This is a genomic window from Mariniflexile soesokkakense, assembly GCF_039650365.1.
Lineage (GTDB): Bacteria > Bacteroidota > Bacteroidia > Flavobacteriales > Flavobacteriaceae > Mariniflexile > Mariniflexile soesokkakense.
Map to the genome: position 1 here is coordinate 270,363 of NZ_JAZHYP010000003.1, position 21,675 is coordinate 292,037.

Sequence of the window (21,675 nt, forward strand, 5' to 3'; positions counted from 1 at the left end):
ATTTGCTATTCTGTTAAAAATGTATTGGTAATTTACTAAAATTACTTTTAAGTATTTCAAATTTAACTCTTAATTGTTAATAATTATTCTTTTTTTTGTTCGAATAATTAACATTCTTGTCTGTAAAATGAAATGAGTTTGAAAATTGTACTAGACATTCTTTGAATTTTAATTACGAATTGCATCTGACAATAATTTAAAAATAAAAATGTACTGATGAAACGTATAGTAATTTTTGCTTCCGGAAGTGGAACTAATGCTGAAAATTTAATCAAATTTTTTCACAACAGAGAAAATGCTTCTGTTATTCTGGTTTTAACTAACAATCCTCATGCCAAAGTTTTAGACAGATGCAAAACTCTTGAAGTTAGCGCCTTGTCTTTCAACAAAATAGCATTTACAAAAACCAATGATGTGCTTAATATTTTAAAAGCTTCAAAACCCGATTTAATTATTTTGGCAGGCTTTTTATGGAAATTTCCTGAATTTATTCTGAATGAATTCCCTAACAAAGTTATAAACGTACACCCCGCATTATTACCTAAATATGGTGGAAAAGGCATGTATGGTATGCATGTTCATGAAACTGTAGTAGCTAACAAAGAACCCGAAACCGGCATCACTATACATTATGTAAACGAGCATTATGATGAAGGCGCTATAATTTTTCAGGCTAAATGTACTGTTGAAAAAAATGATTCTGCGAAAGATGTAGCTACTAAAATTCATGAATTGGAGATGGAACATTTTCCTAAAATAGTAGAAAACCTGTTGTTAAATAAACTTTAAATCTTAATTCTTACAAGATTACTCCTTTGAGTGAACAACAAAGATGTCTAAAAAAAAGAAAAAATATTATACCGTTTGGAAAGGACATAAGACCGGTGTTTTTGAAACTTGGAACGACTGTAAAGCTCAAATCACCAATTTTGAAGGCGCACAATATAAATCGTTTGAAACTTTTGATGCCGCCAAAGAAGCTTCAAAAGGTAATTATTTTGACTATGTTGGAAAAAAAATCGGTTTCAAAAGTGAATTATCTACTGAAAAACTTAAAAAAATAGGGCAGCCTAATTACAATTCCATATCGGTTGATGCTGCTTCCAGTGGAAACCCAGGTATTATGGAGTATCGTGGCGTAGATACTAAAACAAAAAAACAACTTTTTATTCAAGGCCCATTTGAAGAAGGCACTAATAATATAGGAGAGTTTCTTGCCCTTGTACATGGATTAGCACTACTTAAAAAAAATAACAGCGACCGTATATTATATACCGATAGTAAAACAGCCATAAGTTGGGTAAAAAAGAAACGCTGCAACACCAAATTAGAACGTAATGAAAAAAACCGCTCTCTTTTTGAATTGGTAGATAGAGCTGAAAACTGGCTTAAAACAAACACATATACTACTGTTATAGTTAAATGGGAAACCAAAGCTTGGGGTGAAATTCCTGCCGATTTTGGACGAAAATAACAGGTTTCTTGTTGCTTTTTAAAACGATACTATTCATGAAAATATTCTTGCCTTAGTATTTAAAAGCCTTATATTTGCACAAAATTATCACACGCCTTTTATGAGCAAATTAATAATTGTTGGCACCGTAGCATTCGATGCTATTGAAACGCCTTTCGGTAAAACCGATAAAATTCTTGGTGGTGCTGCAACGTTTATTGGTTTAGCGGCTTCGCATTTTAATATTGATGCTGCTGCAATTTCAGTAGTTGGTGGCGATTTTCCTCAAAAATATTTAGACCTTTTATCTAATAAAAATATTGATATTTCGGGTGTTGAAATTGTAAAAGATGGCAAAACGTTCTTTTGGAGTGGGCGTTACCACAACGATATGAATACACGTGATACGTTAGTTACAGAATTAAATACGTTAGCTGATTTCAGCCCTGTTGTACCAGAAAATTATCGTGATGCAGAAATTGTTATGTTAGGAAACCTGCATCCTATCGTCCAATCTAGTGTTTTAGATCAAATGACCTCCAAACCAAAATTGGTTATTTTAGATACCATGAATTTTTGGATGGATATTGCTTTAGATGATTTACACAACGTTATGAAACGCATAGATGTTATTACCATCAATGATGAAGAAGCTAGACAGCTTACTGGAGAATATTCTTTAGTTGTGGCTGCTAGAAAAATTCACACTATGGGACCAAAATATGTAGTAATTAAAAAAGGAGAACATGGCGCTTTATTATTTCATAATGATGATGTGTTTTATGCTCCAGCATTACCGCTAGAAGAAGTGTTTGATCCAACAGGAGCAGGCGACACCTTTGCGGGAGGCTTTGCAGGATATATTGCAAAAACAGGAGATACATCTTTTGAAAACATGAAAAATGCCGTCATTTTCGGGTCGACATTGGCTTCCTTTTGTGTTGAAAAGTTTGGAACCGAACGTATGGAAACTTTAAAAAGCGAAGAAGTACATAATCGATTGTTGCAATTTAAACAATTAACACAATTCGATATAAAATTAGCATAAACCAGCGCGCTCAAAAATAGAGCGCGTTTTTAATTTAAGTAATAATTTATCATTTCCGCAACAGCGAAAATCTTTAAAAATGAGTGATTCAATAAAACACGAATGTGGTATAGCCGTTTTAAGACTTTTAAAACCCTTAGAATTTTATAAAGAAAAATATGGAACTGCTTTTTATGGGGTAAACAAAATGTACCTTATGATGGAAAAACAGCACAACCGTGGGCAAGACGGTGCGGGTTTTGCAAGCATTAAGTTAGACACAAAACCTGGCGAACGCTATATTAGTCGCGTACGCTCTATTGCACAACAGCCCATTCAAGACATATTTGCTCAAATAAACGACCGTGTTAACAAAGAGTTTATAGACCATCCTGAATATACTGATGATGTAGCATTACAAAAAAAACATATTCCTTATATAGGCGAAGTGTTTTTAGGACACGTGCGTTATGGTACTTTCGGAAAAAATAGCGTAGAAAGTGTACACCCCTTTTTAAGACAAAACAACTGGATGCACCGTAATTTAATTATGGCTGGAAACTTTAACATGACCAATGTTAAAGAGTTATTCGCAAACCTTATTAGGTTAGGGCAACACCCAAAAGAGTACACCGATACCATTACTATTATGGAAAAAATTGGTCACTTTTTAGATGATGCCGTTAGTAAAATTTACAAAGACGTAAAAAAGGAAGGCTTTAGCAAAATGGAAGCCTCTCCATTAATAGCTGAACGCTTAAACGTTGCTAAAGTTTTAAGAAAAGCCGCTAAAGATTGGGATGGTGGTTATGCCATGGCTGGACTTATTGGTCACGGTGATTCGTTTGTTTTAAGAGATCCTGCAGGGATTAGGCCAACATACTATTATATGGACGATGAAGTTGTAGCCATAGCGTCAGAACGCCCTGTTATCCAAACCGTATTCAATGTAAAATTTGAAGATGTAAAAGAGTTAGAACCTGGTCACGCTATTATTACTAAAAAATCTGGGAAAGTTATCATCAAAAAAATATTAGAGCCTTTAGAACGCAAGTCTTGTTCGTTTGAACGCATTTATTTCTCTAGAGGTAGTGATGCTGAAATTTACCAAGAACGTAAAATGCTTGGTAAACTTTTAATGCCGAAGGTTTTGGAAGCTATTGATAACGACACAAAAAACACCGTGTTTTCATATATTCCTAATACTGCTGAAACATCATTTTATGGCATGATTGAAACTGCCGAAGCCGCTTTAAATAAAAATAAAACTGCTGCTATTTTAACTGGGCAGCGTTCTCTTTCTGCTGAAAAAGTTACCGAAATTCTAAAAGAGCGTATTCGAGTAGAAAAAATTGCCATTAAAGATGTAAAACTTAGAACTTTTATAACCGAAGATAGCAGTAGAGACGATTTGGTGGCGCACGTTTACGACGTTACTTATGGTGTTATCAAACCAAACGACAATTTGGTGATTATAGACGATAGTATTGTACGTGGAACCACTTTAAAAAAGAGTATTTTAAAAATACTTGACCGCTTAAATCCCAAGAAAATTGTGGTCGTTTCATCGGCACCACAAATTCGTTATCCAGATTGTTATGGTATTGATATGGCCAATCTTGAAAGTTTGGTTGCTTTTAGAGCTGCATTAGAGCTATTGAAAGAAGCCAATAAATTTGATATTGTAAAAGACGTTTACGATAAATGTATAGAACAAACGGAATTGGAAGATGTTTATGTACAAAACTTTGTTAAAGAAATTTACGATCCGTTTACAGATGAACAAATCTCTGATAAAATAGGAGAACTTTTAAGCCCAGAAAACATTAAAGCCGAAGTTAAAATTATTTTCCAATCGGTTGAAAATTTACATAAAGCATGCCCTGAACATTTGGGCGATTGGTACTTTACAGGAAACTATCCAACTGTTGGTGGGAATAGAGTTGTAAACCGTGCTTTTATTAATTTTTACGAAGGCAATAAAGAACGTGCATATTAATTACAATGTAATCAATTTATAGCCTTGCATATTACGAAAAACGTATTTAATCTGAAAAAAATGCCGTTTATCTAATAAATAATCAGATTATCTAAATTACACATAAATTAGACTCACCATAACATAAGTAGGTTAAGTTCATGGTAGATTTGGGGCAAAAAAAGGTGAACATCTGTTCGCCTTTTTTTATGCGTTTTAGTTTCCCAAAACACCCTTTAACTGTATTTATTTCATTAAATCGAATTAAACTCGTTTAAGCCAATATTTAAGCAGTTTAACTAAAAAAATTTACACAGCGCTTAAGGTGCTATATATTTGCCTCACCATAACATAAGTAGGTTAAGTTTATGGTAGATTTGGGGCAAAAAGGTGAACTCTCGTTCACCTTTTTCATTTTATATAATTTCCAAAAAAATTAGGATTTCTTTTCTGTATTTTATCTCATCTTAAAAAATTATATTTACAGTATATCAGTAGTATAAAACTTATCATATTCTGACTTATTTACGGGATATGAGTAATAAAAGTTACTATTTAACACGTTATAGCACATTTGAGAATGAGAATATTAACGACTATATTTTTGATTTTAATCTTAACTTCCTGTAAAGAAGACAGAAAAAATAATCTGTATAATATTAATGTAATTGAGCACGATACCATTTATAAAAGGACTAAAACTCATTTAGATTCCAAGTACAAGTTAATTGGGAAAAATGATAATCCAAAAGAAATATTATTAAGTGAAAATACAAGTCAAATAATTCAAGGAAAATTTGGTTTCGGAATGGTTGAAGCAAATAAACCTCAAAATAAAGCTTTCATTTTTCAAACTGATTATAAGATCAAAATTAACTCATTACCGAAACTTTCTAATCCGAATTTGTTCTCTTTAGTAAATGAATTCGAAGAATCAACTTCTGAAAATAATTTAAAATCAGTACTAATCGAAAGTGACGATGATGCTTTGACCAATACGAAGGCATATAAATTAACTTTTGCATTTATAAAAAATCAAAATGACACAATCGGATTTCAAAACACATACCAATTAGTTATTAATAATCGATTTACTTCAATAAATTACCTAAACGAATCGATAGAAAACTTTATTGAAATGGAAAAAGAATTCGAAGGATTAGCATTACGAATAAAATAAATTATGAATATCCGTAATCAACCATAATAATATGTTCCATGTCAGGTCGAGCGCAGTCGAGACCTCATTTTGAAGTTATTAAGTTTGATAACCTCTCGACTGCGCTCGAGGAGACAGTAATTTATGATAGATTAGGGACAATCAAAAATAAACTCAAACCAACCTGCATTCAAACCTTCGAAAATTCTAAACTCTGAAATTTGTAGATAATAAAACGGCTTCAAATTAATAACTACTTTTTGCAAATAGGTGCGTAAGGGATTGAAGTGGAAAGCCCACAGCGAGGTACGAGCGAGGACTTGTAACGGAAAGCCCGACCCCTTTTGGGTAACGCCAAAAAAAAAGCAAGTTCGATTATGAACTTGCTTTAATTTTAATATGTGAAAATATGTTATTTCGCTGCTGCGTAACGTTTTTCAACTTCGTTCCAGTTAATTACGTTAAAAAACGCATTGATATAATCTGGACGACGGTTTTGGTAGTTTAAGTAATAAGCGTGTTCCCAAACATCCAACCCTAAAATTGGCGTGCCTCCGCAACCAACTCCTGGCATTAATGGATTGTCTTGGTTTGGCGACGAGCAAACTTCTACCTTTCCACCTTTTTGCACGCATAACCATGCCCATCCTGAACCAAAACGGGTTGCTGCTGCTTTTGAGAATGCATCTATAAATCCTTCTTTAGAACCGTAAGCTGCTTCAATGGCATCTTTTAGTTCACCAGATAAATAACCTTTTCCTTCTGGGTTCATTACATTCCAAAATAAGGAATGGTTGTAAAACCCACCTCCATTATTTCTTACTGCGGCATTGTTCATATCTAAATTTGCAAGAATATCCTCAATAGATTTTCCATCTAAATCGGTTCCTGAAATTGCATTATTTAAATTGGTAGTATATCCTTGGTGATGTTTTGTGTGGTGTATCTCCATTGTACGAGCGTCTATATGAGGCTCTAAAGCATCATAAGCATATCCTAATTCTGGTAATTCGAAAGCCATAATTTTTTGTTTTTATTATTAGTATTTATTTTCTTTTTCAAATTTACGTATAAAACACATCAATTAAAAATAATTAATTGTTATCAAACCATTGATAGTTTTTATCTTGTATGCAAAATTTTAAAATTCATGCCTCAAAAACATCCATTTACTATATACAATGCCTCCGCAGGTAGTGGCAAAACCTTTACGTTGGTTAAAGAATATTTAAAAATTTTATTTCAATCGAGCAACCCCAATCAATACAGACAGATTCTAGCCATTACTTTTACCAATAAAGCCGTGGCCGAAATGAAGGAGCGCATTATTGAGGTGCTTAAAACGTTTTCTGATATTGAGATTTTAGAAAAACCAGATAGCATGTTTGAAGTTATTTGTAATGAATTGCAAATGCAGCCAAACGACCTTAACCAAAAATCTAAAAAACTTTTAAATAACATTATCCATAATTATGCGGCGTTTGATATTTCGACTATTGATGGTTTTACGCATAGGATTATAAGAACTTTTGCTTACGATTTAAAATTGCCTTTAAATTTTGAAGTAGAATTGGACCAAGAATTTCTTTTGAATGAAGCAGTGGACAGTTTAATTGCTAAGGCAGGAACGGATAAAGTGCTTACCAATGTGTTGGTTGATTTTGCTATTGAAAAAGCCGATGACGATAAAAGTTGGGACGTATCGTTCGATTTTAATAAAATAGCTAAACTGTTGGTGAATGAAAACGATGTGCCTTTTATAGAAACTTTAAAAGACAAAACTTTAGAAGATTTTTTGGCTTTGAAAAAACAACTGACCGCTGAAGCTAAAACCACAGAAACCACTATTGTTGAAACCGCCCAAAGTGTTTTAACTTTAATTGAAGAATGTGGATTGGAATTTAACGATTTCTCTGGAAGCTATTTGCCAAAACATTTTCAAAAACTGGCTGACAAAAATTTTGATGCTTCATTTGGCACAAAATGGCAAGAAAATTTAGAAAACAGCACCTTATACCCAAAACGTGTTACCCCAAACATTGCTGCTACTATAGAACAAATACAACCACAAATAGCTTCAGTTTTTAATTTGAGCAAACAAGCTGTTTTTCATCTTAAATTTCTAAAGGCTTTTTATAGAAACATTACGCCATTATCGGTTTTAAACGCTATTAATAACGAATTAAGCACACTAAAATTAGACCAAAACAAAATGCTTATTTCAGAATTTAATAGCATTATCAGCAAAGAAATAAGCAACCAGCCCACACCGTTTATTTACGAACGCATTGGCGAAAAATTCAATCATTTTTTTATTGATGAGTTTCAAGATACCTCAACCATTCAATGGCAAAATTTAATTCCGTTGGTAGGCAATTCATTAGCTTCAGACAAAGGAACCGCCATGTTGGTAGGCGATGCTAAACAAGCTATTTACCGTTGGCGCGGTGGAAAAGCTGAACAGTTTATTGGATTATTTCATAATGATAATCCGTTTCATGTTGAAAAAGATTTAAGAAATTTACCTTCAAATTTTAGGAGTTTTAAAGAAGTTGTTACGTTCAACAATGGTTTTTTTAATTATTTATCCAATCAGGTTTTTAGCAACGAAACTTATAGAAATCTATACGAAAACGCCCATCAAAATATTAGTAAGCAAGAAGATGGTTATGTTGAATTATCATTTTTAGATATTGAAAAAGATGATGATAGATACGAGTTATTTTGTGAAAACACTTTAAAAACCATGGAGCGTTGTTTAGAGAACAATTTTACACTAGCCGATATTTGTATTTTGGTACGAAAGAAAAAAGAAGGAGTTGCTATAGCCAACTATTTAAGCCAACACCACATCCCTATAGTATCATCTGAAACGTTGTTAATTAACAATGCGCCCGAAGTACAGTTTATAAACAATTTGTTGGGATTGTTAATTCAGCCTAAAAACAACGAACTGAAAATTGCTGTTTTAAACTATTTAGCCAGCTTATTTAATATTGAAAACAAGCACGATTTTTTTAGCAGCCATTTACCGTTACCGTTATCGCAACTTTTCAAAAGTTTTGAAGCGCACCAGGTGTTCATTAATAATCAAAATTTGCTGCAACTTCCGCTTTACGATTTGGCCGAAACTATTGTTAGAAGCTTCAATTTAGTAAATACATCCAACGCTTATATTCAATTTTATTTAGATGTTGTTTTAGATTTTTCACAGAAAAAAGGCTCCGATATTTCCGGGTTTTTAGACTATTTCAATAAGAAAAAAGACAGTTTAAGTATTGTATCGCCTAAAGGACAAAATGCGGTTCAAATTATGACCATCCACAAATCGAAAGGTTTGGAGTTTCCGGTGGTTATTTTTCCGTATGCCGATTTGGATATTTACAAAGAATTTGAGGCTAAAGAATGGTTTCCTATAAACAAAGATGTTTACAATGGTTTCTCGCATACGCTGTTAAACTTCAATAAAGATTTCGAAAATTTTGGTGATGCTGGATTGGAAATTTTCAACAACCATAAATCTGAACAAGAGTTGGATAACATCAACTTATTATATGTAGCATTAACCCGTGCTGTGGAACAGCTCTATGTTATTTCAACTAAAGATATTTCAGCAAAAGGCGATGTGAACAGTAAAAAATATTCTGGGCTGTTTATTAATTATTTAGAGCATTTAGGCGTTTGGAACGAAGCGCAAACTGTTTACACTTTTGGGAACATCAAAAAAACTTCAAAAGCAAAAAAAACTTCAACCAATACTACGGTTCAAAACGAATTTATCTCTACAGCAAAAGAAACACACCATATAAAAGTAGTAACAAAATCGGGCATGCTATGGGACACCAACCAAGAAGAAGCTATTGAAAAAGGAAATCTGCTTCACAATATCATGTCTAAAATTTACACCAAAGATGATATTGGTTTTGTAATGGACGATTATACAAACACCGCCACTATTAATGCAAAACAAGCTGAAAAATTGAAGAAATTGGTCGTACAAATAGTGAATCATCCAAAACTTAATGCCTTTTACACGTCAAGCAATATTATTTACAACGAACACGATATTATTACCAAAGAAGGTATTATTCTAAGACCTGATAGAGTAGTTATAAACCCTGAAAACGAAGCGATAATTATTGATTACAAAACGGGTTCTGAAGATAAAAAATACGTACAGCAATTACAATCGTATCAAGATGTTTTACAGGATATGAACATAAATGTTAAAAAGAAAATTCTTGTTTATGTGAATAGTGATATTTCAGTAAAAGAAGTATAACTTTGCTAAAAACGCAAAATTATGTACGGAAAACTAAAAAATCATCTTCAATTAGAACTTCAAGACATAAAAAACGACGGACTTTATAAAGAAGAACGCATCATTACTTCTGCTCAAGGCCCCGAAATAACTTTAAATACAGGCGAAACCGTTTTAAACTTTTGTGCCAATAATTATTTGGGGTTATCATCACACCCCGATGTTATTCAAGCTGCTAAAGATGCTATGGATACACACGGATTCGGAATGAGTTCAGTACGATTTATTTGTGGCACTCAAGATATTCACAAAGAATTGGAGCAAAAAATTGCCGATTTCTACCAAACCGAAGACACCATTTTATACGCTGCTGCTTTTGATGCCAATGGTGGCGTTTTTGAGCCCTTATTAGGCACTGAAGATGCTATTATTTCAGATTCCTTAAACCATGCCTCTATTATTGATGGTGTTCGTTTGTGTAAGGCTGCCAGATACCGTTATGAAAATAGCAACATGCAAGATTTAGAAAATCAACTTATTGAAGCTAATAAAAACGGGGCGCGATTTAAAATAATAGTGACCGATGGTGTTTTTTCAATGGATGGATTAGTGGCACCGCTTGACAAAATTTGCGATTTAGCTGATAAGTATGATGCCTTGGTAATGATAGATGAATGTCATGCTGCGGGTTTTATAGGTAAAACAGGTAGAGGAACCCTTGAAGAGAAAGATGTTTTTAACAGAATTGACATTATAACAGGTACATTAGGAAAAGCTTTAGGTGGCGCTATGGGTGGCTATACAACAGGTAAAAAGGAAATAATCGAAATGCTTCGTCAGCGTTCACGCCCGTATTTGTTTTCAAACTCGTTAGCTCCTGCCATTGTGGGTGCCTCCATAAAAGTATTTGATATGTTAGCAAACAAAACTGAATTGCGAGATGCTTTAGAATGGAATACCAATTATTTTAAAAAAGGGATGAAAAAGGCCGGTTTTGATATTATAGACGGCGATTCGGCTATAGTTCCTGTTATGCTTTATGATGCTAAATCATCTCAAACTATGGCAAATATGCTACTAAAAGAAGGTATTTATGTTATCGGGTTCTTTTTTCCGGTGGTGCCAAAAGAAAAAGCAAGAATTAGAGTACAATTATCAGCAGCACACACCAAACAACAACTTGATAAAGCAATTATTGCATTCACCAAAGTTGGAAGGCTAATGGGTATTATATAAAAAAAATCTGTAATCATGTAAAATCATTGTGAAATAGGGATGAATAAGCGAAATCTTCAATTTTTTTATATATTTGTCTTTGTTAATAAAATTTAACAACTTACTTTTGTTTACAATTAACACTTAAAAATTAAACTTTTGAATATGAAAAATCTTAGCAGATTATTGTTCGCTATGTTGCTTATACTTGGTTATAGCAACGCTAATGCGCAAGACAAAAACAACCCATGGCAAATTACAATTGCAGCAAACGCAGTTGATTTCTTCCCAACGGGAGAAGATGCTCCTCTTGGAGACATGTTTAGTGATTTCTTTAATGTAAGCGACCACTGGAATATTTTACCTTCTTTATCATCTATTTCTGTGTCTAAACACTTAGGTGATGGTTTCTCTTTTGGAGTAGCGGGTTCGTTAAACAAAATAGAAAACTTTGGTGATGCCTCAGTAGATGATTTATCTTATTATGGTGTTGACGGTACAATTAAATATAACTTCCTACAAGGAACAACTATCGATCCTTATTTAGGTGTTGGTGGTGGTTACACTTGGGTTGACGAAATTGGAGCAGGAACATTAAACGGAACTTTAGGTTTAAACATTTGGTTTAGTGAAAATGTTGGTTTAACACTACAAACCGCTTACAAACATGCATTTGAAGATTACTTAAGTACTCATTTCCAACACACTGCTGGTATTTCTATCAAATTTGGTGGAACAGATACTGATGGTGATGGTATATACGACAAAGATGATGCTTGTCCAGACGTAGCTGGTATTGCTGCTTTTAACGGATGTCCTGATACTGATGGTGATGGTATTGAAGACAGTAAAGATTCTTGTCCTAACGAGGCTGGTTCAGCTGAACTTAATGGCTGTCCTGATGCTGACGGTGATGGTGTTGCCGATAAAGATGACAAATGTCCTTCTGTTGCTGGTTTAAAAGCTTTAGCTGGTTGTCCTGATGCTGATGGTGACGGTGTAACCGATGCTGATGATAAATGTCCTACTACTGCTGGTCCTGCTGCTAACCAAGGATGTCCTTGGCCAGATACTGACGGTGACGGTGTATTAGACAAAGATGATAAATGTCCTTCTGTAAAAGGAACTGTTGCTAACAACGGTTGTCCTGAAGTTTCTGAAGAAGTTCAAAAAACTTTAAACGCTTACGCTAAAACGATTTTATTTGATACTGGCAAATCTTCTATCAAATCTCAATCAGAAGTTGTATTAGCTGATATCATTAAAATCCTTAAAGAGTACCCTAATTCTAAATTTACAGTTGAAGGGCACACTGATAGCGTTGGTAGCGATAAATTAAATCAAGAGCTTTCAGAAGCAAGAGCACTTTCAGTTAAAGATTACTTAACTAAAAATGGCATTGATGAGTTCAGACTTTCTTCTAAAGGCTACGGTGAGTCTAAACCAATTGACAAAAACACTACTTCTAAAGGTAGAGCTAACAACAGACGTGTTGAAATTAACTTAGCTAAATAATACTTTTTAAAGTAAAAAATAAATAAGTTTAAAACGCTTCGGATATCCGAAGCGTTTTTTATTTTTATACAATGACAACTTTTATTTTTGATGTTCTAACCGATTTAAAAAACCAGAACAAAAACCTTTCCGAATTAACGTTTATTCTACCCAGCAAAAGGGCTGGTCTTTTTTTAAAACATCAACTACATAGAGTTAGTAGTCAAACTATTTTTTCACCCACCATTATTAGTATTGAAGAGTTTGTTGAAGAACTATCTCAACTTAAAAACATTTCAAATACTGAATTACTGTTTGAATTTTACAATACTTACAATCAATTAACAAAAAAAGAAGAAACCGATAGTTTCGAAGTGTTTTCTAAATGGGCTCAAATTCTACTTCAAGATTTTAATGAAATTGATCGTTACCTTATTCCTCAAAAAAATATTTTCAATTATTTAAGTGCTATTAAGGAAATTGAAAACCATCATTGGTCTTTAGAAGAAAACCAAACTACTTTTATTAAAAACTATTTGTCTTTTTGGAACAAACTACACACATATTACACCAATTTTACTAAGCAACTTCTAAATAAAAAAATAGGCTACCAAGGATTGATTTACAGAGAAGCTGTTGAGAATTTGGAAACTTACATTCAAAACAACCCTAAAAACCAACATGTGTTTTTAGGGTTTAACGCTCTTAATACTTGTGAAGAAACTATTATTCAAAAATTGCTGCAAAACGATTTAGCAAAAATTTATTGGGATATTGACACTACCTTTTTTAACAGTGTAAACCACGATGCCGCTTTGTTTACAAGGCAACACAAACAAAACTGGACTTACTTTAAAAACAACCCTTTTAATTGGTTAACGACCAATTATTCAAAAGAAAAAAATATTTCCACTTTTGGCATTCCTAAAAATATTGGGCAAGCAAAATATATTGGTTCATTATTAAACAGCTTAAAAAATGAAAACGCAACATTGCAAAATACAGCCGTTGTTTTAGGAGACGAAAATTTACTAATTCCTGTTCTTAATGCACTTCCTGAAAATATTGATGCACTAAATATAACCATGGGCTTTCCGTTAAAGTCTATCCCTTTGGCTTGGTTATTTGAAGCATTATTTTACATACACAAAACACCTTCCAATAGCTTTTATTATAAAGATGTTATTAATGTGATGTCACATCAATTTATAAGACCACTTTTTAATATTGATCAAGTAGATTATGCTTCAAAAATAATTGAAACCATAGATGCCAATAATATTATTTATCTTACTACCAACCGCCTAAAGGAAATAGCGCCAGAGTCCATTACCATTATCAACCTCTTATTTTCTAATTGGGGCAAAACAATCGATTTAGCGCTGCAAAATTGTTTTCAGCTTATACTAAGTATAAAAACATACTTAGACGGTAATAAAGCCGCTAATTTGCTCTCATTAGAGTATTTATTTCGCTTTAATGAATTGTTTAATGAACTCTCTCGTTTAAACACCAAGTACCAACATATAAAAGATGTTTCTACCCTATTTAGTATCTATAAAGAATTATTAAGTTCTGAAACTTTAGATTTTCAAGGCGAACCTTTACAGGGTTTGCAAATTATGGGAATGTTGGAATCCCGGGTTTTGGATTTTGAAACGGTTATTATTTCGTCAGTAAACGAAGGTGTATTACCATCAGGAAAAAGCAATAATTCGTTTATACCTTTTGACGTAAAATTGGAAAACAAGCTTCCTACTTACAAGGAAAAAGACGCGGTTTATACCTATCACTTTTACCGACTTTTGCAGCGGGCCAAAAACATTTATATTTTATACAATACCGAAGCTGATGTATTAACCGGTGGCGAAAAAAGCAGGTTTATAACCCAATTAGAGTTAGAAAACATTCACAAAATAAATCACCAAATTATAGCACCTCAAGTACCCGTTATAGAGGCTTCATTACAAACAATTGATAAAAATGTAAAACTTTTGGAAGCACTTGTTGAAGTTGCAAGTAAAGGGTTTTCTCCTTCATCATTAACATCTTATATTAGAAACCCCATCGATTTTTATTATCAGAAAATATTAAAAATAAAAGAACACGATGATGTTGAAGAAACCGTTGCTGCCAACACTTTAGGAACCGTTATTCACAATACACTTGAAGATTTTTACAAACCATTAATTGGCTCGTTTATAACAGCTGAAATTATTAAAAATTTAAAATCTCAAATTGAAGAAAAAGTATCATTTCACTTTAAAAACGAATACAAAGAAGGGGAAATTACAAAAGGGAAAAACCTAATTGTATTTGAAATTGCCAAACGTTACGTCTCCAATTTTTTAGATTTAGAAATTCAAGATTTAAAAGCTGGAAACCAAATTAAAATAATAGCCATTGAAGCGAATAACGAAGTTATGGTTGATATTCCCGAACTTAATTTCCCAATTAAATTGGTTGGAAAAGTAGATAGAGTTGACGAGCACAATGGTATTACTAGAATTATTGATTATAAAACTGGGCGTGTAGAACAAAACCAAGTAGAGATTGTAAATTGGGAAGAACTCACAACAGATTACAAAAAATATAGCAAATCTTTTCAAATACTTTCTTATGCTTATATGATGCATCTTATGGGTGCTATTAATCTACCTGTTGAAGCAGGCATCATGTCCTTTAAAAATTTAAGCGCAGGCTTTTTAAAATTTGCTAAAAAAGACAAAACTGGCAATGGTGCAAAAAAAGATTTCTTGATTACTAACGAAGCTATCAATAATTTTGAAGTTGAATTAAAACAGCTTATTTTAGAAATTTGTAACCCGCAAATCCCCTTCACTGAAAAAGAAGTTTAAATGCTCGCACAACAACATATTGTTATAAACGGAAAACACCAAAACCCCATAGTAATTGATGTTACGTATACCGAAAATAAAACAAACCTACCCGTTATTATATTTTGCCATGGTTACAAAGGTTTTAAAGATTGGGGAGCATGGAACTTAATGGCAAAAGAATTTGCTAAAGCTGGATTTTGTTTTATAAAATTCAACTTTTCATATAATGGTGGCACTGCTAAGCAACCTATTGATTTTCCCGATTTAGAATCTTTTGGAAACAACAACTACACAAAAGAACTAGACGATATAGAAACGGTTATAGATTGGGTTTTTAATAATGAAGATGTAAAAAAAATGTCAAATACAAATAACCTCTCAATAATAGGTCATAGTAGAGGCGGCGGCATTGCTTCCATTAAAGCTGAAGAAGATAGTAGAGTAAAAAAGTTAATTAGTTTAGCAAGTGTCTCTGATTTTGGCAGTAGAATGACAGCGCTTTGCGATTTAGAATCTTGGAAACAAACTGGTGTCACCTATATTATAAATGGCAGAACCAACCAACAAATGCCACATTTTTATCAGTTTTATGAAGATTTTAAAGCTAATGAAGAACGCCTAACTATTAAACGTGCTGTTTCAAACCTAAACATACCGCATCTTATAATTCATGGTAATAACGATACCAGTGTTTTAATGGATGAAGCAGAAAATATTCACTTATGGAATTCAAATAGTGAATTACAAATTATTGATGGAGCTAATCATGTTTTTGGAGCAAACCACCCTTGGAAAAAAGAATATTTACCAAGTCATTTAAAGGAAGTTGTAAAAAAGTGTCTTACTTTTTTAATGAAATAACCCATTTATAAAAAACAATTCTAGAAATATTATATAATTGGATACAATTCCGTATTTTTACAAGTGTACATTAAACACTTATATATGAAAACCAACATGATTCTATTTATTTACAGTCTATTTTTAGTTGCTTGTAATAAAGAAAAAGCCATTACAGTATTTGAAAGCCCAGATAAAAGCATTCAATTAGAATTCAATTTAAGCACAAACAAAACACCTTTTTACAAAGCCTTTTATAACAATAAAACTGTTATAGACTCTTCACAACTCGGCATCATTAGAGAAGATGCTAACTTTTATAACAACTTAAAAATTGTTAAGATTTCTCAGCCCAAATTGATTTCTGATTCTTACTCAATGCTTCAAGGGAAACGAAAGGATATATCATATACTGCCAATCAATATACAGTTGAACTTCAAAATAAAAAAGGAAATCTAATTAACATCATTTTCCAATTATCTAATAACGGCATAGCGTTTAGATATGAATTTCCTGAATCATCAAACAATATAAAATATATTGTTGAAGAAAAAACAACCTATAATTTTAATGAAGACACTAAAGCATGGTTACAACCCATGTCCAAAGCAAAAACAGGTTGGGAAAGTACAAATCCATCCTATGAAGAACATTATCAAATGGGTATTCCTGTAGCTACAAAATCACCCATTGGTGAAGGTTGGGTATATCCTGCTTTATTTAACACAGATGACACGTGGATTTTAATTTCTGAAACTGCATTAAACGAAAATTACTGCGGAAGCAGATTAAAATACAGCGATACTGCAAGTGCATTACAGGTAACGTTTCCTCAAAAAGAAGAAGTTTTCCCTAATGGCGCATTAAACCCAGAGTCTAAACTACCTTGGCTTACACCTTGGCGTATTATTACAATAGGATCGTTAAAAACCATCACAGAGAGTACTTTGGGTACAGATTTAGCCGATAAAGCTATAGATTTGGATACTTCATTTATTAAAAGTGGATTAAGCTCTTGGAGTTGGGTGTTGTTAAAAGATGACTTTACAACTTTTGAAACAACTATGAGGTTTATAGATTATGCTTCAGAAATGCATTGGCCCTATTGCTTAATTGATGCCGATTGGGACACAAAAATTGGTTATGAAAAAATAAAAGAACTTGCAGATTATGCAAAAACAAAAAATGTAAAATTAATTCTTTGGTACAACTCTTCTGGTTCTTGGAACACCACACCCTATCATCCAAAAAGTAAATTACTTACCCATAAAAATAGAGTTGAGGAGTTTACAAAACTTAATAATATAGGTGTTTCAGGATTAAAAATTGATTTTTTTGGAGGCGACGGGCAATCTATGATTGCTTATTATCACGGTATTCTAAAAGATGCTGCAGCACATAAATTGACGATTAATTTTCATGGAGCTACATTACCTAGGGGCTGGCAACGTACTTACCCACATTTACTAACCACCGAAGCCATAAAAGGACAAGAGTTTATAACTTTTACTCAAGAAACTGCCGATTTACAACCTAGCCACTGTGCTATGTTACCATTTACTCGTAATGTTTTTGATCCTATGGATTTTACACCAATGGTTTTGGATTCCATTCCAAACATTACAAGAAAAACGACTGCTGCTTTTGAATTGGCACTTCCTGTTTTGTTTTTATCTGGTATACAACATATTGCCGAAATCCCAGAAGGGATGGCTAAACAACCAAAGTTTGTCATCGATTATTTAAAAGACATTCCAACCAATTGGGACGATTCTAAATTTATAGAAGGTTATCCTGGAAAGCATTCTATTATGGCTAGAAAAAAAGATGATACATGGTTTATAGTTGGAGTTAATGGCGAGAATGAACCTAAAGTATTTGATATTGACCTATCATTTGTGAACAAAAAAGAAGGCTTTATTATTTTTGAAAATGATAATGGGTTTCAACAGAAAACCATAAAAGCAACTGATAAGCTAACGGTAACCATGCAGGCACATGATGGCTTTGTAATGAAGTTTTAACCCTTTCTTTTACTAGCCCTAAAAAACCCAGCCCAGTAAAGTTACTTTACTGGGCTGGTTTTTTTGCTTTTACTATAAGAAAAACTATTTAACTGAAAACTTAAATGTAGTTTTAGAATTGTATGTCTGTCCTGGACTTAATACTGTAGAAGGAAAATCTTTTTGGTTAGGCGAATCTGGATAGTGTTGTGTTTCTAAACAAAAACCAGTTCTGTGGGCGTAAGTACCACCTTGTTTGTTTTGCAACGTGTCATCTAAAAAGTTCCCTGTGTATAGTTGAATACCTGGCTCATCAGAAAAAATTTCAAGTAATCTGCCACTTTCTTTTTCGTAGGCAGATGCTGTAAGTCTAACACCTTCATTTTGGTTATTTAAAACCCAGCAATGGTCGTAACCTAAACCTCTTGTTAATTGTTCATCCTTAACTCCAATTTCTTTTCCTATGGTTTTAGCTATTCTAAAATCGAAAGGTGTATTGGTTACATCTTTAAGTTCGCCTGTTGGAATTAAAGTAGCATCAACTGGCACAAATTTATCAGCATTTATAGCAATTTCATGGTCTAAAATAGGTTTAGAAAAATCACCCGATAAATTAAAATAGGAGTGTTGTGTTAAGTTTACAATCGTTTTTTTATCGGTAGTTGCTTTATAATCAACCAACAATTCATTATCATTTGTTAGTGTATAAGTTACTATGGTTTTTAAATTACCTGGGTAACCTTCTTCTAAATCTTTACTTAAATAAGTAAGTATTATGGATGCTGTAGAATCGGTTGAAGTTTCAGCAGCTGTCCAAACTACTTTGTCAAACCCTTTTACACCACCATGTAAATGATTTGGACCATCATTGGCATTTAAGGTATATTTAACGCCATCAATTGAAAATTTACCTTTTGCTATTCTGTTACCATATCTACCAATTAAAGCACCGAAATAAGGTGTTGCTTTTTCATATTCCGCCAATGTATTATAGCCTAAAACAATATCTTGGTAATTGTTGTTTTTGTCTGGAGCTGTCCATTTTGTAATAATGCCACCATAGGTTATAATATCTATTTCCATACCCTTCTCATTCTTTAAAGTGTATTTATCTACAGCAATACTATCGGATGTTGTACCATACGCTTCTTTAGAAATAGTTACCAAATTTATTTTTTCAGGAACAACCTCAACTTCTTTTTTCTTTTCACTTTTACATTGTACGCTTAAAAAAGCGATACTTAGTAAAGAAAGGACATAGATACTTCTCTTTAATCTATTCATAATTAGTGGTGATTTTTTAATTATTGTTTTAAACCTTTTTTAATTTCAAGGGTGTAATTATAACACTTGTAAGTTTTAACGCTTAAAAGTATTAAAAAAATAGAACTTATATCAATTTAAATTTTAAAATCACAAAGCTATTTGCTTCTAAATCCACCACAGCCTTTTTACCTTTTAATTTAAAGATTGATTCTTTAGGACTAATTAAATTAGGTGTTTCAAAAGAATTTACGTCTGTTAAACTATCGCTAGTTAAAACACTAATTGTGCCTTTGGAATTTACTCTTTTTCCGAATAGATTTACCGTTACATTTTGAATATTATTAGATGTATTTACCAATTTAATGATAAGCTCTTTTTTGTCTGAATCTTTAGCGGCTGTAGCATATAAATTGCTCTGACCAGTTACAGGTTTTCCATCTAAAGTAATTGAAAGCAAATCGGTACCCTTATTGGTAGCATACATTTTTTGAACCTGATAATTTGCGGTTCCATACGATTCTAAATTGTTAAACCAAATCATATCAGGTGTCCATTGCCAACCTTCTTCATGTGCCATTAATGGCGCATACGATGTTAAATGTACTACTTCAGCATTACGTTCTAAACCCGTCATAAATGCCGCTTCAGATAAAGCACATTCCCAATTATTCTTATTTAATGGGCTTGCAATGGCAACACTTTGTGCAGCGTATTCTCCAGCAAATATTTTAGGTCCCTTTCTATCATAAGCATCGTAACGTGATGCATTATCTCTAAACCATTGTGGCGGCTTGTAATAGTGTTCATCTACTATTTCTGCCTGAAGTTTTTTTAATTCTTCCCAACCGTACTCAAAATAATCCCCTTCTGGAAAAGGCCCACTTCCTGAAACAATAATCATTGTTGGGTATTTATCTTTTATGGCCTTTGCAAAAACCTTATAACGCTCAATATAATCTGGTCCCCATTGCTCGTTACCTACACCTATATATTTTAAGTTGAAGGGTTTTGGATGCCCCATACTATTTCTAATTTTCCCCCAAGGTGTATCTATACTGCCATTTGCAAATTCAATTAAATCTAAGGCATCTTGAATGTAAGGATCTAATTCCTCCATAGGCACTAATTCGCCTGTATTAAACTGGCAAGCCATTCCACAACTTAAAATTGGTAACGCTTCTGCTCCTAAATCTTCAGACAGCAAAAAATATTCAAAAAATCCCAATCCAAAACTTTGAAAATAATCTGGGGTTAATTTATGTGAGAACTCGGTATTCCATCGGTTTATTAAGTTTTCTCTATCTTCTACTGGACCTACTGTTTTTTTCCATTGGTAGCGTTGTTCTAAAGTTCTTCCTTCAACAATACATCCGCCAGGGAAACGTAAAAATCCCGGATTCATATCATATAAAAGCTGTACCAAATCTTTACGTAATCCGTTTTTTCTACCTTTCCAAGTATCAACTGGAAACAAGGAAATCATATCTAAATCAATTTCACCTGTACCTTCAAAAGTAATTTTTATTTGGGCTTTGGCCTCCGTTTTTGTGGCTACTAATTGTGATGTGTAATCTTTCCAATCTGATGATGTTAGAACTATTTTTGTTTCACCTAAAACTGCTCCACTTTTATCAATAAATTGAATATTGATGGTTTTAATATCACCACTCTTTTTTGAAGCCGATATATAAAGGCTATAGGCGGCATCTTTTTTAATACCCATGCCTCTGAAGCCTTCGTTTATAAGCTCGTATCCTTTATCGTTACTAACTTTAACTCTAATGTAGTTTTTATTAGTTGGGTTTCCGGTATAATTTACCGCCGAAGCAATCCCCGAATTTTCGTTAAATGAATGGCGGTCGCTATTAGGCTGTATCCATCCCATAAACGGGTTATCAAACTCAAATGAACGGTTTTTTATCATTTCAGCATACAACCCGCCATCGGCTGCAAAATTGATGTCTTCAAAAAACACCCCATACATAGTGGGTTGAATTTTGGCTACCGTATTTGTTAAATCTACTTCTAAATTATTTTGCTGACTAAACGCAAAAAGAACATTGAATAGAACTGATAAAATTGCGATTTTTTTAACTAGTTTTTGTTTCATTAGTTTAGTTTAAGTTTGTTATAGTTAG

14 protein-coding genes are annotated in these 21,675 nt (G+C 33.0%); 11 read left to right on the forward strand and 3 right to left on the reverse strand.

The annotated features are described in order from the left end of the window. Nucleotides 1-216 precede the first annotated feature (216 nt). The 5 genes from purN to VP395_RS07965 all read left to right on the forward strand — a co-directional run bounded on the left by purN (nt 217) and on the right by VP395_RS07965 (nt 5,638). On the forward strand, nt 217-789 hold the full coding sequence (gene purN / locus VP395_RS07945; protein ID WP_346241282.1) for a phosphoribosylglycinamide formyltransferase: 573 nt from the start codon (nt 217-219) through the stop codon (nt 787-789). Between the two features lie 43 nt (nt 790-832). Continuing rightward, a complete protein-coding gene (locus VP395_RS07950; protein WP_346241284.1) occupies nt 833-1,474 on the forward strand; it encodes a ribonuclease H1 domain-containing protein in 642 nt (213 codons plus the stop codon). Nucleotides 1,475-1,574: 100 nt separating this feature from the next. Further along, nucleotides 1,575-2,501: a PfkB family carbohydrate kinase gene (locus VP395_RS07955; RefSeq protein ID WP_346241286.1), complete on the forward strand. Its 927-nt coding sequence runs from the start codon at nt 1,575-1,577 to the stop codon at nt 2,499-2,501. Nucleotides 2,502-2,580: 79 nt separating this feature from the next. After that, a complete protein-coding gene (locus VP395_RS07960) occupies nt 2,581-4,479 on the forward strand; it encodes an amidophosphoribosyltransferase (protein ID WP_346241288.1) in 1,899 nt (632 codons plus the stop codon). Nucleotides 4,480-5,038: 559 nt separating this feature from the next. Continuing rightward, on the forward strand, nt 5,039-5,638 hold the full coding sequence (locus VP395_RS07965; protein ID WP_346241290.1) for a hypothetical protein: 600 nt from the start codon (nt 5,039-5,041) through the stop codon (nt 5,636-5,638). Between the two features lie 391 nt (nt 5,639-6,029). Here VP395_RS07965 and VP395_RS07970 read toward each other — a convergent pair whose 3' ends face one another. Continuing rightward, on the reverse strand, nt 6,030-6,638 hold the full coding sequence (locus VP395_RS07970; RefSeq protein WP_346241292.1) for a superoxide dismutase: 609 nt from the start codon (nt 6,636-6,638) through the stop codon (nt 6,030-6,032). Nucleotides 6,639-6,767: 129 nt separating this feature from the next. On the opposite strand from VP395_RS07970, the gene VP395_RS07975 reads away from it, so the two are divergent. From VP395_RS07975 to VP395_RS08000, 6 genes are all read left to right on the forward strand, one after another. After that, nucleotides 6,768-9,899, forward strand: a complete 3,132-nt coding sequence (locus tag VP395_RS07975; protein ID WP_346241294.1) for a UvrD-helicase domain-containing protein — start codon at nt 6,768-6,770, stop codon at nt 9,897-9,899. Nucleotides 9,900-9,920: 21 nt separating this feature from the next. Then, nucleotides 9,921-11,114, forward strand: a complete 1,194-nt coding sequence (gene kbl, locus VP395_RS07980) for a glycine C-acetyltransferase (RefSeq protein ID WP_346241296.1) — start codon at nt 9,921-9,923, stop codon at nt 11,112-11,114. Between the two features lie 144 nt (nt 11,115-11,258). After that, the gene (locus VP395_RS07985; RefSeq protein ID WP_346241297.1) at nt 11,259-12,608 is read left to right on the forward strand and encodes an OmpA family protein; all 1,350 of its coding nucleotides are present in this window, start codon (nt 11,259-11,261) and stop codon (nt 12,606-12,608) included. A gap of 71 nt (nt 12,609-12,679) precedes the next feature. Beyond that, entirely contained in the window at nt 12,680-15,445 is a 2,766-nt protein-coding gene (locus tag VP395_RS07990) for a PD-(D/E)XK nuclease family protein (protein ID WP_346241298.1), read from the forward strand. Continuing rightward, nucleotides 15,446-16,288 (forward strand): alpha/beta hydrolase family protein, encoded by an 843-nt coding sequence (locus tag VP395_RS07995; protein WP_346241300.1) that lies wholly within the window; start codon nt 15,446-15,448, stop codon nt 16,286-16,288. It begins immediately after the preceding gene. Nucleotides 16,289-16,372: 84 nt separating this feature from the next. Next, nucleotides 16,373-18,292 carry a glycoside hydrolase family 97 protein gene (locus VP395_RS08000; RefSeq protein WP_346241302.1) on the forward strand — a complete coding sequence of 640 codons (1,920 nt, stop codon included), beginning with the start codon at nt 16,373-16,375 and terminating at the stop codon, nt 18,290-18,292. Between the two features lie 84 nt (nt 18,293-18,376). Here VP395_RS08000 and VP395_RS08005 read toward each other — a convergent pair whose 3' ends face one another. Both VP395_RS08005 and VP395_RS08010 read right to left on the reverse strand, forming a co-directional pair. After that, nucleotides 18,377-19,555: an aldose epimerase family protein gene (locus VP395_RS08005; protein ID WP_346241304.1), complete on the reverse strand. Its 1,179-nt coding sequence runs from the start codon at nt 19,553-19,555 to the stop codon at nt 18,377-18,379. A 106-nt stretch (nt 19,556-19,661) separates the two neighbouring features. Beyond that, the gene (locus tag VP395_RS08010) at nt 19,662-21,647 is read right to left on the reverse strand and encodes an alpha-L-arabinofuranosidase C-terminal domain-containing protein (protein WP_346241306.1); all 1,986 of its coding nucleotides are present in this window, start codon (nt 21,645-21,647) and stop codon (nt 19,662-19,664) included. Between the last annotated feature and the right edge of the window lie 28 nt (nt 21,648-21,675).